We start from the raw sequence: 13,806 nt of genomic DNA on the forward strand, positions 1-13,806 counted from the left end.
CCCGATAGCCACTGCGCGATAAGATATTTCATCAACAAGTTCTGGGTTCACTTTTTTCAAGAAAGGCTGAATTGCTGCTCCAATGCGCTTTCTTAAAAATAAACGTACAAGCCAGTAAATAACGAGGCCCCCAAGGAAGGCCCACAGTATGGTATTGAATTTAACAGCTGCATCCACACCACGCATCCACTCTGGCACATTAAAAAGTGGAGTCATATTATCGGTCAGTAACTCGCCGTCCGTTGGCCCAGCTATAGCTGGCATTTGGTAAGTAATCTCCACAGTTTGTCCTTCAACAGGAGCTTCGAATGTGGCTTCGTAATTCATCGCATTGAAGGTTGAAGAGATGATGATAAACGCTAAAGCTGCAGCTAGCATATAAATCACGCTCTCTAACCAAAAAGTATGCTTAGACCCTTTACTTTGATCCGTTTGGCGGATTAGAAAGATCAATCCTGCGACAAAACTAATCGATAAAATAGCTTCCCCAAGTGATGCCGTTGTTACATGGATATAAAGCCAATGGGATTGCAATGATGGAACAAGTGGGGATATTTCACTTGAAAACATACTCGCAAAAGCTATAATTAGCAGGGCTATAGGCAGTGCAAACAATCCTAGAATGTTGATACGGTAAATAAAATATATAACAATAAACCCCAGCACAAGCATCATGCCAAAAAATGTTGTAAATTCATACAAATTACTAACAGGAACGTGATTACTCGCAACCCATCTTGTAAAGAAGTAGCCGACTTGACTAAGGAAACCTATAATAGTCAATACTATGCCAATGTTACCTGCCGTTCCCGCATTCTTCCTTTTTTTATCACGAATCGTTCCTCCGAAGAAAAATGTAGCAATTAAATAGATAATAAAAGCAGCATAAAGCAGGTTACTGCTTATTGTAGTCAACTCCATTTTAGATCCTCCTTGATGGCCCCTTAGAGGCTAATTATCCATCTCTTGTTGATCCTTAGGTGACTCTATCCCCGTACCGTCAATCACTCGTTCAATATCACGTTTTAATGCAAACCAGTTCTTGTTCGTATGGGCCGCGATCCATACTCCATTTTCCTTTGGTTTAATCCATATCCTTCTATGATTCCAGTACATCCCTTGAATGACGCCAATCATGAAAATGGCTCCACCTAACGCAATGAAAGGAAGCGTATAATCCTTACGAACCGTCAGTCCGGTTACATCCCGTACATCAAATTCGGTTAGGCCTATTTTATAATTATTTTGACCCGTCGCATCAACATTGACACCAATTCCCACAAAACTTATCTCTGGTTTCGATTCACCTGGTGGATACACATTAAATACAAATGCTGGGTTTTTTGGATATTTAGATACAGACACGGGTTCACCGTCTTGGAGTTCATATTCCGGGTAGTAAGAATCAAGAACCACACGATAGCCACTATCGAGTTGGTATTCCGATTTTGGTTCAGACAAATTCACAGTAAATTGCCCATAAGAGCTATCTTCATTGTTTTTATCATGAATCTTGAACGTCATTTCTTTAAATTCATTTAATTGATAGCTTGCCTGATAAAGAGCAAACCCACCGAATTTAATGGGATGATTCACGCGAATTTGATCTTCTTTAATTTTTTCAAGCTCAGGATCTCCGCCGACTAAAATAGGATCTGTTCTTTTATAAATAACAGCATTCGTTTGATAGGTCTTCGGTACGGGCCCTCCATTGTTTTCAAGGGCCTCCTGAAATCGTTCGACGTCCTCGTCGTATGTTTCTAGAATAAACTTTTCATTCTTGATGTAATATTGTCCCTCCGTACCGTTTATAACAGCCGTCTCACCCTCTCGGACCCAAATGTAATCATCAACATAAAGAGCAGGAATGAATCTGAGCAACGTCCCCAGTAGAAAGATAATTAAACCAATGTGGTTGACATAAGGTCCCCATCTAGAAAAACGGTTTTTCTCTGCCAAGATATGACCATCTTGCTCCTTAACCTTAAAATGTCTCTTTTCCAAGTTAGCCTTCAGTTTCTCCCTATCAACAAAACTAGATTCCGTCACACCGAATATTCTTTGCTTTTTCATAAATAGATCATGACGTTTAGGTTTTTGTATTCTCAGTGTTTTATAAAGAGGTACAAACCGATCGATACTAGCAATAACGATTGAAATGCCAATCATCGCAAGTAAAAGCATATACCACCAGGAGCTATATAAATTGTGAAAGCCTAACTGATAATAGATCTGTCCTGCTAAACCATATTGATCAACGTAATGGGTTGAGGCACTAACACCAGGAGGTATATACATTTCTTGTGGAAATATCGTTCCAACTGCTGAAGCGATTAAGGTAAGTACAATAAGCCACACTCCAACTTTAACTGACGAAAAGAAATTCCATACTTTATCGATGATTGTGCGATTATACGTTTGGGATCTCCTGGCACTCCCATCATATCTCATATTTAATAAGGATTGATTATCGACCCCATAGTTATGCTGATTTGCTATAGGCTTACCACAGGCTTCACATAGTACCGTTCCCTCTGGATTCACATGCCCGCATTCACATTTAATGTTTGTCATACACAAACCTCACAATTCAAAGGTTCTATGCCTTTTAAGTTATCTATTGTAAATACCCGTGGAGTTGTTTTGGCTAATCGCCCTTGCTACGAATTATTTCCTTACCGACAGCAGCAATATACTAATGAGGCTGAATGCAAGTAAAGCTAAAAAGGGAATGGTTATAAAGCCAAACCAATTGATGTATTCAGAACTACAAGGAACCCCTTGCGTACAGGGCTTTATTTTAGCAAACCCAGGTACCTTCTGCTCCATATAATGAAAGATGGAAACAAGTCCTCCGATGATGGATAAAGGTAATACATATTTTATAACTTTCCGATCATTGAAAAACGTAGCAATGCCAAGGATGATACTCATCGGATACATAAAAATTCGCTGAACCCAACAGAGCTCACAAGGAACAAACCCCCGAATATCACTGAAGTAGAGACTGCCAAGGGTGGCAAGGACAGAGATGATCCAAGCCATGTAGAGAAGATAAGACGGACGGTTTTTCTTATTTTCCATAGCCTTATCCATTATTATCATCAAGATTTTGGTTGATTAAACTAGTAATTGCTTTGTAATCAAACGGGTTTTCTAAGATTTGACCATTGATCATGATGGTTGGAGTTTGTTGGACGTCATATTCGTTGACCAGATCCGTATCGTTTTGAACTTCTTGAGAAATGGCACCTGAGTGAAGATCCTGTCTCATTTGTGTTAGATCTATGGAAGGAACACTTTCCTCAGCTACCTCAAGAACTTTTTCATCTGACAACCATTTTTGATCATGATTTACGTCTGGTTGGGCCTCAAAAAGAGCTTTATGAAAATCCCAAAAAGCTTCCGGTTTTTGTTTGTAAACGGCTTCTCCAGCTTGGGCAGCTAATTTAGATCCTTCTCCATGAAACGGAGTATTAATATAAGTAAAATTGGCTTTTCCAGTATCAATGAATTCCTCTTTTAATTGCGGATACACACGCTTACTCCATTTCTTACAGGCAGGGCATTTATAATCACCGAATTCAATGATTTGTACAGGTGCATTATCCTCTCCCATAGTGGGGTGGTTTTTTATCGAAGGGGATTCACTTGTCGTATGGCTTTCTTTTTCTCCTGCACTTTCGCTTTGGTTATTTAATAAAACAAGGGTGGTAATCAACCCTATAATTACTAAAGTAACCACCATAATTATAGGCATAGGATTCTTTTTAGACATGGACTTCACTCCTTAACGGTTTATTTTTTAGCAAGATACGCTAGATTTAGAACAACCCTATCATGAAAATTGATTGGGGTTTACGCATGATTATAACGATTCCATGACATTTAAGGCTTTCTACGATCACTCTCTTTTTTTCTCTTATTTCGTTTTAAAAGGATGACTATGAATATCGTGTATATAATAGATATACCTACAGCCATGAGGGTTATAGACACAAAAAATGGATCAATCATAAAAGAACTCCTTTCTTTGAAAAAATCTACTTCTTTAAAACTTTTTCAATTGAACCGATTATAGTTTAACACCCAAATATATACCCATTCAAATAATTATTTGAATGTTGGCATAATGTTATCTTTCATTTTACAACCTTATGTTCTAGTTGAGAGGAAACTAGTGTTAACCGATGAGTATCTCATTCCTTTTTAAGATCTAGCATTATGAAATGTGATCTCGAAAATAACAAAAGGCACTCTGGGAAAGAGTGCCTCATAAATGAAAAATAGCTATTAAAGGAACAAATCAATTTACTCGTTTACAAAATGCTCTGGTAATTCATCAATTTGTGCATCCTTCGCTCTCTCCAATCGTGCCCATTTAAAGAATACATAGGTTATCGCCGTACCATAGGAAAACTCCTGAACGACCTTCATAATGATACCCCCTAGTCGCTGATCCTGTAGTGGGCCAAGCCATGGGAAAAGTTGGGGTGATTCAAAGATAGAAGGATATATTACATCTCCCCCAAAAATAATTAAAGCACAGGCTGGTGTTATTAACAGTCCATTCGCAAACATATAACCAAGTTTCTTTAAATAGGACATGTCGTTAATTTGACCTTCTGGTGCCAAAACTTGGATCCACATTAAGAATGCAGATGTGTTCAAGACAATATGTAAGATCTCCAGTAGAATAAATTCCTCCAGAAAGTATTCATAGATTGATGGTATATGGTAAAAGGACCAAAGTGCATTAAATAATATTAAATTAATCAAAGGAGACTTTAAAATACGTAAAATTTTTGGTTTGAATATTTTTTCGTCCAAAAAATGATAAAACCCTTGTGGCATACCTAATAGAATAAGGGGGGGCATGACAATATACATCAAAGATGTTTGAAGCATATGCGCACTAAATACAAGATTGTTGGATAAGATAGCAAGAGGGCCTGCTAATGTAATATAAATGGTTAATAACCCTAATAGAAAACATATCTTCTTCCTAAGATTACGTTCTCCTAAACGTTTCTTTGATATTTTACGCATTGTCCTAAGGTAAGCAATGTAAACCACTATTAAAGACAAAAGTAAAATGGGATTTAGTATCTCGAACCAAGTGTACTGTTGAAATAAATTCCCTTCACCAGTTGCCCTTACATCTGGGTTATGAGCAAATGCTTGAATGGGTAAAAAGATAAACAAGAACAGTGTTAAACCTAGTATGTTTAATCGATTCTTTACTTTCATATTTTTATCTCCTTGTTTTTCGGCCATTTCCTATTTACATAGAAAAAAATTCCGAATTGGTATTTTCAAAAAACAATGTAAACAAACGTTGTCTCTGAATTTAACATGCTTTATAAACTTTTTGAAGTGCGTTTTGTGTTTACTTATAAGTTTGGTTTACGGACCAACTGGATAAACCTCCTCAATAAATCAGTGACATAATTGGTGTAAATACCCGCGTTGACATATGCGCAGTAAACGCATAAAATATAAACTAATAATCAAATAATTATTTGAATGAGGGTGGTAAAATGAGTAAAGATATAGTGAACGCTGGGTCTCCCGATACATGTGATACATTTTGTTACGATGAAGAGATCGTTAACCGGATACAACCTCAAATGGATAACGTTCAGGGTGTAGAGTTGATTTTTAAGGCATTATCCGATGCCACACGTTTAAAAATTGCCTATGCTTTAACATTAGAAACGGAGCTATGCGTGTGTGATGTGGCCAACATCATTGGTTCAACCACGGCAACGGCTTCCCATCATCTACGATTATTACGAAATATGAAATTGGCTAAGTATCGAAAAGAGGGGAAGCTTGTCTTTTATTCTCTAGCTGATGAACATGTCCATCAGTTAGTGTCTATCGCGATGATTCATTCAAAAGAAGGTGATTCTAATGGAAGACCATAAAAACGTTTATCGTCTTCAAGGATTATCCTGTACAAATTGTGCCGCCAAATTTGAAAAAAACATACGCGATATTCAAACCGTTAATGATGTCGATCTTAACTTTGGCGCATCTAAAATAACAGTCCATGGGGATGCATCGGTTGAACAGTTGGAACAGGCAGGAGCCTTTGATGGAATCAAAGTTTATCCTGAACGCCAACGACAACCAGAGAAGAAGGAACCTTTTTGGAAGAACCGTGGAAATGTCATGACGATGGTTTCTTTATTCTTCATTGTGATTGGATATGTTCTATCGTTTCAATTAGGGGAAGATGACGTCATAACGATTGGCACGTTTGCGACAGCAATCTTAGTTGGGGGTTTTGAATTATTCAAGGTAGGTCTGAAGAACCTAACCAAGTTTCAATTTGATATGAAAACCTTAATGACCATTGCCATTATCGGTGCTGCTGTTATTGGAGAATGGGGGGAAGGTGCTGTTGTTGTTTTCTTATTTGCTTTGAGTGAAGCACTGGAAGGCTACTCCATGGATAAGGCACGCCAGTCCATTCGATCTTTAATGGACATCGCCCCCAATAGGGCTACCATTAGACGTGGCGATGAAGTTATGGAAATGGACGTTGAGGATGTTCAAATCGATGATGTTATGCTTATCAAACCAGGGCAGAAAATCGCTATGGATGGTGAGGTCGTCAAAGGTCAATCGTCGATTAATCAATCAGCGATAACAGGAGAATCCATACCAGCCCATAAAAACGTTGGAGATGAAGTATTTGCCGGAACGTTAAATGAAGAAGGTGTGTTGGAAGTTCGTGTGACCAAGCACGTAGAAGATACAACGATTTCCCAAATCATTCATCTAGTTGAGGAAGCACAAGCTGAAAAGGCACCGTCTCAACAGTTTGTCGATAAATTTGCCAAATACTATACTCCGGCTATTATAACGATTGCTTTCCTTGTCGGTGTTATTCCTCCCCTTTTCATGGGTGGGGTATGGTCCGAATGGATTTATCAGGGTCTAGCTGTTCTAGTTGTTGGTTGTCCTTGTGCGCTTGTTATTTCAACTCCAGTCGCCATTGTTACGGCGATTGGAAATGCTGCACGTAGGGGCGTGCTTATTAAAGGTGGAATTCATTTAGAGGAAACCGGGCGTTTAAAAGTCGTGGCTTTTGATAAGACGGGGACCCTCACTGAAGGTGTCCCTGAAGTGACAGATATAGTGTCTATATCAGGAATCGAACAGGAAAAGTTGTTAGGTGTTGCAGCTGCTATTGAAGAATATTCACAACACCCCCTTGCTTCAGCAATTATTCGTAAGGCTGAACAGGATAATACGGAGTCCTATACAGCTGAAGATTTCCAATCCATTACAGGCAAAGGTGCAAAAGCGTCCATCAAACAAACGACGTACTATATTGGAAGTCCATCTTTATTCCATGAACTAAGCTCTATTTCAAACGAAATACAACAACAAGTCAAACACCTACAAATACAGGGTAAAACTGTCATGCTGGTTGGGAACGAACAAGAAATAAACGGCTTAATAGCTGTGGCTGATCAAGTTCGCAAGGATAGTCCGTCCATCCTTCAAAAACTGCACAAGTTAGGTGTTAAAAAGACGGTGATGTTAACAGGAGATAATGAAGGTACAGGAAAGGCCATTGGTCAACAGTTAGGGATAACCGAAGTGAAAGCTGAACTCTTGCCCCAAGATAAACTGGATGCCATTAAGTCTCTTCGGGAACAACATGGAAATGTCGCAATGGTGGGAGACGGTGTGAATGATGCCCCTGCCTTAGCAACGGCTACGGTTGGTGTGGCTATGGGGGGAGCTGGAACAGATACAGCCCTAGAAACAGCCGATATCGCTTTAATGGCTGATGATTTAGATAAGCTTCCTTATACCATATCCTTAAGCCGGAAAGCTTTAAATGTGATTAAACAAAATGTGACCTTTGCCCTTGGAATAAAAGTTATAGCTTTGTTACTAGTTATACCCGGTTGGTTGACTCTATGGTTGGCAATATTCGCTGACATGGGAGCCACGCTTATTGTCATTTTAAATTCCTTACGATTAATGAAGTCAAAATATGGTGGTTAAATATAAATCCCCTTTTCCTTTTTGGAAGGGGATTTTTTAATAATTAAACGATCGTAATCTCGTTAAAACCGAATAAATCATTTTTTTGAGTGGAACATATAGGGAAGGAAGTAAGGGGAGGATCAAACATGAAATTGAACAGCCCTAGGTTTGGAGCATGGTTTAGTACATTTGCCTATTTATTGGTTGCTGCCATTAAAGTTATAATTGCTTTACAAGCTGCCTCAGTTGCGTTATTAGCAGACGGCTTAAATAATCTTACCGACATTGTCACCTCTGTAGCGCTTATTATTGGGTTATACATAGCTAAGAAAAAGCGTGATGATAATCATCCTTATGGACATTTACGGGCTGAAAACGTAGCTTCCCTATTAGCCTCATTTGTCATTGCTATGATCGGTTTTCAAATCTTATTTGATACAACTCGTTCCATTATTAATAATAATTACGCTACCCCAGACCCCTTAGCTTCTTGGATTGCTTTTGGAAGTGGAGCCTTCATGTTTATTGTTTATTTTATAAATCGTAATATAGCTTCTAAAGCCAATAGCCAAGGTTTAAAGGCCATTGCGAAAGACAACTTTTCCGATGCTTTAGTGAGTATTGGTACGGGGATTGGAATATTAGGAGCACAGTTAGGTCTTTCTTGGTTGGATCCGATTACAGGTGTTGTGATTGGTCTTGTAATCCTATGGGCAGCATGGGAGATTTTTGAGGAAACTTCTTTGATTTTAACAGATGGAATTAACCCTGATGACATACAAAAATACAAGGAGACTATTTCCAATATTGATGAAGTCGAAAGTGTGAAAGACATAAAAGCAAGGACTTCAGGTAGTAAGGTTATAATAGATGTAGCCATTACACTTCCCCCAAATCTTACGGTTAAAGAAGTTACCCATATTGTTAATAAGATAAAAGAATTAACAAAAGAAAAGCATGATAGTCTTGTCACGTTGGTAGAAACTGTTCAATGCAAATAAAGTTACTTGCCTTCAACGTCTGAAAGCCGCATTTTCAATAAAGAATGCGGCTGTTTTAAAAAATTATTTCGTTATTTAGCAATCGCGTCCCTTTTGTGGAACTAGAATATGTACATTTAAAGGAGTAACCTACTCCTTATGAGATGGCATTTGTCAGCCACCTTCTATACAAGTAGTCGTTGAACTTCCAACAATAGCATTGAGTTCTTGAAGTAAAGGAGTCAACGCATTAGCTTCAACCATTGTCCCTAAAGCTTTTTCAGCTAGTGGAATATTGTGTTTCTTAAAAACATCGACTGTATTCCCCCAAACTTCAACGATAGCTTTGGGTGACATATTTGATTGTATAATCACTTTGATAACCTCCTTTTTATTGGCGTGGGGCAAACAACATAACAGAAACTCCAACTAAGCATATACCTGCACCTACCCAGTCATAAAAATCAGGCGTTTTTTTATCAATACCCCATCCCCAAAGGACAGATAATATTATAAAAACACCTCCGTAGGCCGCATAAACTCTCCCGAAAGAAGGGAACGTTTGAAACGTAGCTATAACACCATACATAGCTAAGGATAAGCCACCTAACATCCCCCAATAAAAAGGTTTTCCTTCTCTCAGCCACAGCCAAATAAGATACCCACCACCAATTTCAGCTAACCCAGCTAAAAGGAATAATACAATTGTCATAACCAACCCTCACTTCATTTTTTACCGTTTTTAACCTTTTACATAAGACATTCTACAAACTTGCCCGGACAAAAAGATGGATTGGCCATAAAGGGGAATTCTCTTCTTTCACATGATCTAGTCAGGGATATTTGAAGTTAACTTCCAGCTGAAGTATAAGGTGTGTAGCAATAACAATAGGATTAGACTTATAGCGAAAAACAAAAAGCTAAAGCTGTAAGGGGTATTAATAAAAAGCGCTTGTTGGAGTGAAGTAACTAACATAATCACCCCTACACTAATGGTTGTTTTAAGAAGGAGCTGCTTCAACCTTTGGGGTTTACTAAACAATCTCATAAGAGTAGTGGCTGTAAACCAGTATATAACAACCAGTGCAGTAAGAAAGATCATGTTTTTAGAATCTAATAGTAAGCCCGTAATGAAACTGGAAATATAAAAAAACACAATGTAAATAACAATAAAAAAATAAGGAAGTTTATGAGCTGATTTCATGAAACATAGATTCTCCTTTTTATAGTTAGAATATTTAATGTTTCAAGGTCTTTTGTCACAGACAAAAGACCTTTATATTATTGAATTCCTATCATCAAAGCAAAATAGAATGATAAAACCATAAGTAAGGTAGCGCTTGAAGTCATGGCTACCGATTCCCGTTTAACGGCTGCCATAATAGTTATCGTCGTAAATAACACGCCCATAATACCTAAAAGAAGACTCATGGGTCCAAAAGAAAAGCTTACGTTAAATATTCTTAAAGACTCTGCATTTTGAATGGTTTCAACTAGATCACTTTGCGTAAAAGTTGTGTATAGGGGGGAAGCCCCATAAGATTTTATTAAACTATAGATTTGATGCGGAGGCCATGACTGCCCCATGAATGCGGTCAGGCCAAAGATAACCAAAGCATACATACTTTCTAATCGTGCCCACTTCAAGGGGTTAAAAGATACATCATTGTTCCTTTTTCGAAAAATAATTCCATTAATTATCGCGAATAATACTAAGGAAACCATGAATAAATGCTTAAAAAGCAAGGCCTGTCCATAGTTTACGGTTAAACTATTCTGATACTCTTGAAAAATGGAGGCATTAGGATCATCATATGAATTAATATCAATACTCATCGTAAAATAACCTGCCACAGAAACAATAATCAAACAAACCACTGCAACTGGGGTAAACCATTTAAGGAATCGTAACCAATTCTCCTTTGTTTTGGAAAACCAACTTGCTACAAAAAGAATCCCTATCCACACTATGACAGCTAAAAAGTGAAACGTATGGGCTAGAAAACCCTGCCATTCTGTAATCGTTGCTGCATGACTGGATCGTGTGTAGCCAACAAGCATTAACAATGTCAATAGTAGAGCTAAACCAAGCAATATAGGATTAGTTTTGAAGTTTTTAGGTAGTAAAACTCGAATAAGAAGCGCTGAAATAAGGGTAATGAACACCCAGGCTTGACCCACTTCAAACGTGAATAAGACATTTTTAAAAATGAACCACATGTCACGATCTCCCGAAAAGATGGCCGTTGTTCGAATAACGGGAAATAAAGCAGCTAGAGGGATAACCCCTGTTGCTATAAAAAGTATCTTTTTAGGTATGTTAATCGGTGGTTTATGGGTATCCGGCACGAGCAGAAGGATGAGTGCCCCGACTAATACTGAAAAAGAAATATATAATAAAATTTCAGCTAACGTTAATACAATTATCATGTTGAACCCACCCTTATTGTCTTTTCTTACTAAACAGCATCCAGAACAATAATAAGGCCCCGGCAATGAGTATAACTATAATCATTTCATACATGAATGGAGATGGATTGGATTCATTTTCACTCTTAACCTGCTGTGAAGCATTTTTTCCATCCGTCCCTTGTTGTTTGGAGGCTGAATTATCCGGGTTTTCGGTTTCTGAATTTGCCTTTTCTTTTTGTTCAGAGTTGCCTGAATTCTCTGTGTCAGGTGATGCCTCTTGAGTCGTCGAAATCGTAAAGCTATATTGTTTTTCAATTAAATGGCCATCGGCCCCAAGGATCTTCCACTTTACCTGGTATGTACCTGATGCAAGGTTTTCTTTAAAACTAGCTTCCAAAGTATTACCTTTGACGGTAACTGAGTTTGGTTCAATACTTTCTCCCTGTTGATTCAGAACATACAGCGTACTTCCTTTTTCAATTTTCGTGTTAAAAGATAATTTGATACGTTCTACGGGCTCTTCTAGAGTTGCACCATCCTTAGGTGTGGAATTTTCTAATACAGAGTGTGCTTCTATGGTATTCATTGGGATCATACTTACCATCAATGCTAATACTATAAACGAAGCTAAGAGTTTTTTATTCATCGAATCTTCCTTTCATCTTTTCTTTTTTAAAAGGAGTTTTCTTAAGTCTCTAACAATAGCATCCATTTCACCGACATCTACTCCTATCTTTTTATGACTCCTCCTTCCTTCTGGCGTGACTTAAAGAAACTGGTCCCGTGAATGAATCCACCCGTAAAGGTCTATTTACCTAACATGTTTCTTCAATTTAGATAAATGGAATGAATATCCTTTCACTCATGCTTGCCCCCTTTTTCTTAACGAATTCTTAATCAGAATAACACCTTAACAATAAAGAACGCTTTCAAATCTGATAATTGTTTGAAAGTGTTCAAAAACGAAAGATAGGTCACTTTTTCCCCCAAAAAAATGCCCCCAAGGCTAAGCAATGGAGGCATACGATTTAATGGTCATGTTGGTGGGAATGATCTTCACCTTCATTTTTACATAAAAGAGAATCATCATGAGGGTGCTCACGTGTTTCCATTTGGACCGTTACATGGCCTATATCTTTATCCTTTAGTTGGGATTCAACATTTCTTAATAGTTCCTGACACTCTTGGACTGTTAAATTCTCCGTAACTACAGCATGACAGGAGAGAGCATTTTGCCCACTTGTAATACTCCATACGTGTAGATCGTGAATACCTAGAATCTCGGGAATCGCTTCGATCGTGTCGGTAACGTCTTGAATGTTTACGTTTTTAGGTGTGCCTTCCATTAAGACGTGAACAGAATCTTTGGCTACACGCCAACCACTAATTAATACAAGGACAGCTACAATGACACTTGCGAGAGGGTCGGCCCACCCCCATCCTAAGAACATGATGAGTAGCGCAGCAATAACAGCACCCACAGATCCTAATAAATCACCTAATACATGTAGAAAAGCAGCTCGCAAGTTTATGTTTTCCTTGGTATCCCCTTTACGCATCAAAATCCACGCAACAATTACGTTTACAAGGAGACCAATAAAACCTATCGTAAGCATTCCAGCAGAAGCAACTTCAGGCGGATCCGAAAAGCGCTGATAGGCTTCATAGAAAATGTACAATGCAATTAATATGAGTGTAACCCCGTTGAAGAGGGCGGCTAGGATTTCAAATCGTTTGTATCCATAAGTCTTGCTATAGTTGGCTACTTTTTCTCCCATTATAAAGGCTAAAAGGCCAACCCCTAACGATACGGAGTCACTTAGCATATGTCCTGCGTCAGCCAAGAGAGCAAGACTGTTGGTTAAGATTCCCCCAATGGCCTCCACAATCATATACAAAGTAATAATAATAAAACTAATCATTAAAGCTTTTTTGTTTGCGCCATGCGTATGATCATGACCATGATCGTGTCCCAAACTCATACCTCCTATGTTAATCCCTTATTTTCAAATGTTTATTAACAGTGACTTGCGTGCTTAATCGTTTGGTTTAGCATATTCATAACATGTTCATCATCATGGGAATAATACAGACTTTTCCCATCTCTGCGGAATTTTACTAACCGTAAGTTCTTTAGAAAAGTCAGCTGATGGGAAACTGTTGATTGACTTAGGCTTAGATGTTCAGCAATTTCGTTCACAGCATATTCATTTTGAAACAGTAAATGGAGAATACGAATTCTCGTTGGATGACACAATGCTTTAAAGGTTTGTGAAACGACAAATAATGTTTCCTCATCAAGTTCTTTTAGGGACCTGTCGTCCACTTTATCCTCAAAATCATGTAACTCCGTTACCACGGCTTTACCATTATTTTTGGTTTGTGTTGCATCATTCATAGC

At 38.2% G+C, this 13,806-nt stretch carries 14 protein-coding genes; 3 read left to right on the top strand and 11 right to left on the bottom strand.

Annotated features, from left to right (window positions below):
• The 5 genes from ccsA to G6R08_RS21240 form a co-directional block, all read right to left on the bottom strand.
• On the bottom strand, positions 1–921 hold a 921-nt coding region (ccsA, locus tag G6R08_RS21220; RefSeq protein WP_163531421.1), incomplete at its 3' end, for a cytochrome c biogenesis protein CcsA.
• A 30-nt stretch (positions 922–951) separates the two neighbouring features.
• The gene (gene resB, locus G6R08_RS21225) at positions 952–2,574 is read right to left on the bottom strand and encodes a cytochrome c biogenesis protein ResB (RefSeq protein WP_079524892.1); all 1,623 of its coding nucleotides are present in this window, start codon (positions 2,572–2,574) and stop codon (positions 952–954) included.
• Between the two features lie 93 nt (positions 2,575–2,667).
• The gene (locus tag G6R08_RS21230; protein WP_079525051.1) at positions 2,668–3,084 is read right to left on the bottom strand and encodes a disulfide oxidoreductase; all 417 of its coding nucleotides are present in this window, start codon (positions 3,082–3,084) and stop codon (positions 2,668–2,670) included.
• 4 nt (positions 3,085–3,088) lie between these two features.
• Entirely contained in the window at positions 3,089–3,778 is a 690-nt protein-coding gene (locus tag G6R08_RS21235; RefSeq protein WP_079524893.1) for a DsbA family protein, read from the bottom strand.
• Positions 3,779–4,311: 533 nt separating this feature from the next.
• A complete protein-coding gene (locus tag G6R08_RS21240; RefSeq protein ID WP_163531422.1) occupies positions 4,312–5,250 on the bottom strand; it encodes a cytochrome c oxidase assembly protein in 939 nt (312 codons plus the stop codon).
• Positions 5,251–5,540: 290 nt separating this feature from the next.
• Here G6R08_RS21240 and G6R08_RS21245 point away from each other — a divergent pair, with 290 nt between their 5' ends.
• From G6R08_RS21245 to G6R08_RS21255, 3 genes are all read left to right on the top strand, one after another.
• Positions 5,541–5,930 (top strand): ArsR/SmtB family transcription factor, encoded by a 390-nt coding sequence (locus G6R08_RS21245; protein ID WP_079524897.1) that lies wholly within the window; start codon positions 5,541–5,543, stop codon positions 5,928–5,930.
• The gene (locus tag G6R08_RS21250) at positions 5,917–8,031 is read left to right on the top strand and encodes a heavy metal translocating P-type ATPase (protein ID WP_079524899.1); all 2,115 of its coding nucleotides are present in this window, start codon (positions 5,917–5,919) and stop codon (positions 8,029–8,031) included. The genes G6R08_RS21245 and G6R08_RS21250 overlap by 14 nt, the downstream gene beginning before the upstream one ends.
• A 128-nt stretch (positions 8,032–8,159) precedes the next feature.
• Positions 8,160–9,014: a cation diffusion facilitator family transporter gene (locus G6R08_RS21255; RefSeq protein ID WP_079524901.1), complete on the top strand. Its 855-nt coding sequence runs from the start codon at positions 8,160–8,162 to the stop codon at positions 9,012–9,014.
• Between the two features lie 153 nt (positions 9,015–9,167).
• On the opposite strand, the gene G6R08_RS21260 is transcribed toward G6R08_RS21255, so the two are convergent.
• The 6 genes from G6R08_RS21260 to G6R08_RS21285 all read right to left on the bottom strand — a co-directional run bounded on the left by G6R08_RS21260 (position 9,168) and on the right by G6R08_RS21285 (position 13,803).
• The gene (locus G6R08_RS21260) at positions 9,168–9,368 is read right to left on the bottom strand and encodes a hypothetical protein (RefSeq protein ID WP_079524903.1); all 201 of its coding nucleotides are present in this window, start codon (positions 9,366–9,368) and stop codon (positions 9,168–9,170) included.
• Positions 9,369–9,384: 16 nt separating this feature from the next.
• Positions 9,385–9,705, bottom strand: a complete 321-nt coding sequence (locus G6R08_RS21265) for a YnfA family protein (RefSeq protein WP_079524904.1) — start codon at positions 9,703–9,705, stop codon at positions 9,385–9,387.
• A gap of 569 nt (positions 9,706–10,274) precedes the next feature.
• Positions 10,275–11,423: a copper resistance D family protein gene (locus G6R08_RS21270; protein WP_079524908.1), complete on the bottom strand. Its 1,149-nt coding sequence runs from the start codon at positions 11,421–11,423 to the stop codon at positions 10,275–10,277.
• A gap of 13 nt (positions 11,424–11,436) precedes the next feature.
• On the bottom strand, positions 11,437–12,051 hold the full coding sequence (locus G6R08_RS21275) for a copper resistance CopC family protein (protein ID WP_079524910.1): 615 nt from the start codon (positions 12,049–12,051) through the stop codon (positions 11,437–11,439).
• 382 nt (positions 12,052–12,433) lie between these two features.
• The gene (locus G6R08_RS21280) at positions 12,434–13,387 is read right to left on the bottom strand and encodes a cation diffusion facilitator family transporter (RefSeq protein ID WP_079524912.1); all 954 of its coding nucleotides are present in this window, start codon (positions 13,385–13,387) and stop codon (positions 12,434–12,436) included.
• 35 nt (positions 13,388–13,422) lie between these two features.
• Positions 13,423–13,803, bottom strand: coding sequence for an ArsR/SmtB family transcription factor (locus G6R08_RS21285; protein WP_079524914.1), 381 nt, complete (start codon positions 13,801–13,803; stop codon positions 13,423–13,425).
• Positions 13,804–13,806 lie beyond the last annotated feature (3 nt).

The sequence above is a fragment of the Halobacillus ihumii genome, from assembly GCF_902726645.1.
Taxonomy (GTDB): domain Bacteria; phylum Bacillota; class Bacilli; order Bacillales; family Halobacillaceae; genus Halobacillus_A; species Halobacillus_A ihumii.

Bases quoted from the DNA above. Each gene is read 5' to 3' on its own strand.
- resB (WP_079524892.1), bottom strand. From the start codon at position 2,574: ATGACAAACATTAAATGTGAATGCGGGCATGTGAATCCAGAGGGAACG.
- G6R08_RS21230 (WP_079525051.1), bottom strand. From the start codon at position 3,084: ATGGAAAATAAGAAAAACCGTCCGTCTTATCTTCTCTACATGGCTTGG.
- G6R08_RS21235 (WP_079524893.1), bottom strand. From the start codon at position 3,778: ATGTCTAAAAAGAATCCTATGCCTATAATTATGGTGGTTACTTTAGTA.
- G6R08_RS21240 (WP_163531422.1), bottom strand. From the start codon at position 5,250: ATGAAAGTAAAGAATCGATTAAACATACTAGGTTTAACACTGTTCTTG.
- G6R08_RS21245 (WP_079524897.1), top strand. From the start codon at position 5,541: ATGAGTAAAGATATAGTGAACGCTGGGTCTCCCGATACATGTGATACA.
- G6R08_RS21250 (WP_079524899.1), top strand. From the start codon at position 5,917: ATGGAAGACCATAAAAACGTTTATCGTCTTCAAGGATTATCCTGTACA.
- G6R08_RS21255 (WP_079524901.1), top strand. From the start codon at position 8,160: ATGAAATTGAACAGCCCTAGGTTTGGAGCATGGTTTAGTACATTTGCC.
- G6R08_RS21265 (WP_079524904.1), bottom strand. From the start codon at position 9,705: ATGACAATTGTATTATTCCTTTTAGCTGGGTTAGCTGAAATTGGTGGT.
- G6R08_RS21270 (WP_079524908.1), bottom strand. From the start codon at position 11,423: ATGATAATTGTATTAACGTTAGCTGAAATTTTATTATATATTTCTTTT.
- G6R08_RS21275 (WP_079524910.1), bottom strand. From the start codon at position 12,051: ATGAATAAAAAACTCTTAGCTTCGTTTATAGTATTAGCATTGATGGTA.
- G6R08_RS21280 (WP_079524912.1), bottom strand. From the start codon at position 13,387: ATGAGTTTGGGACACGATCATGGTCATGATCATACGCATGGCGCAAAC.
- G6R08_RS21285 (WP_079524914.1), bottom strand. From the start codon at position 13,803: ATGAATGATGCAACACAAACCAAAAATAATGGTAAAGCCGTGGTAACG.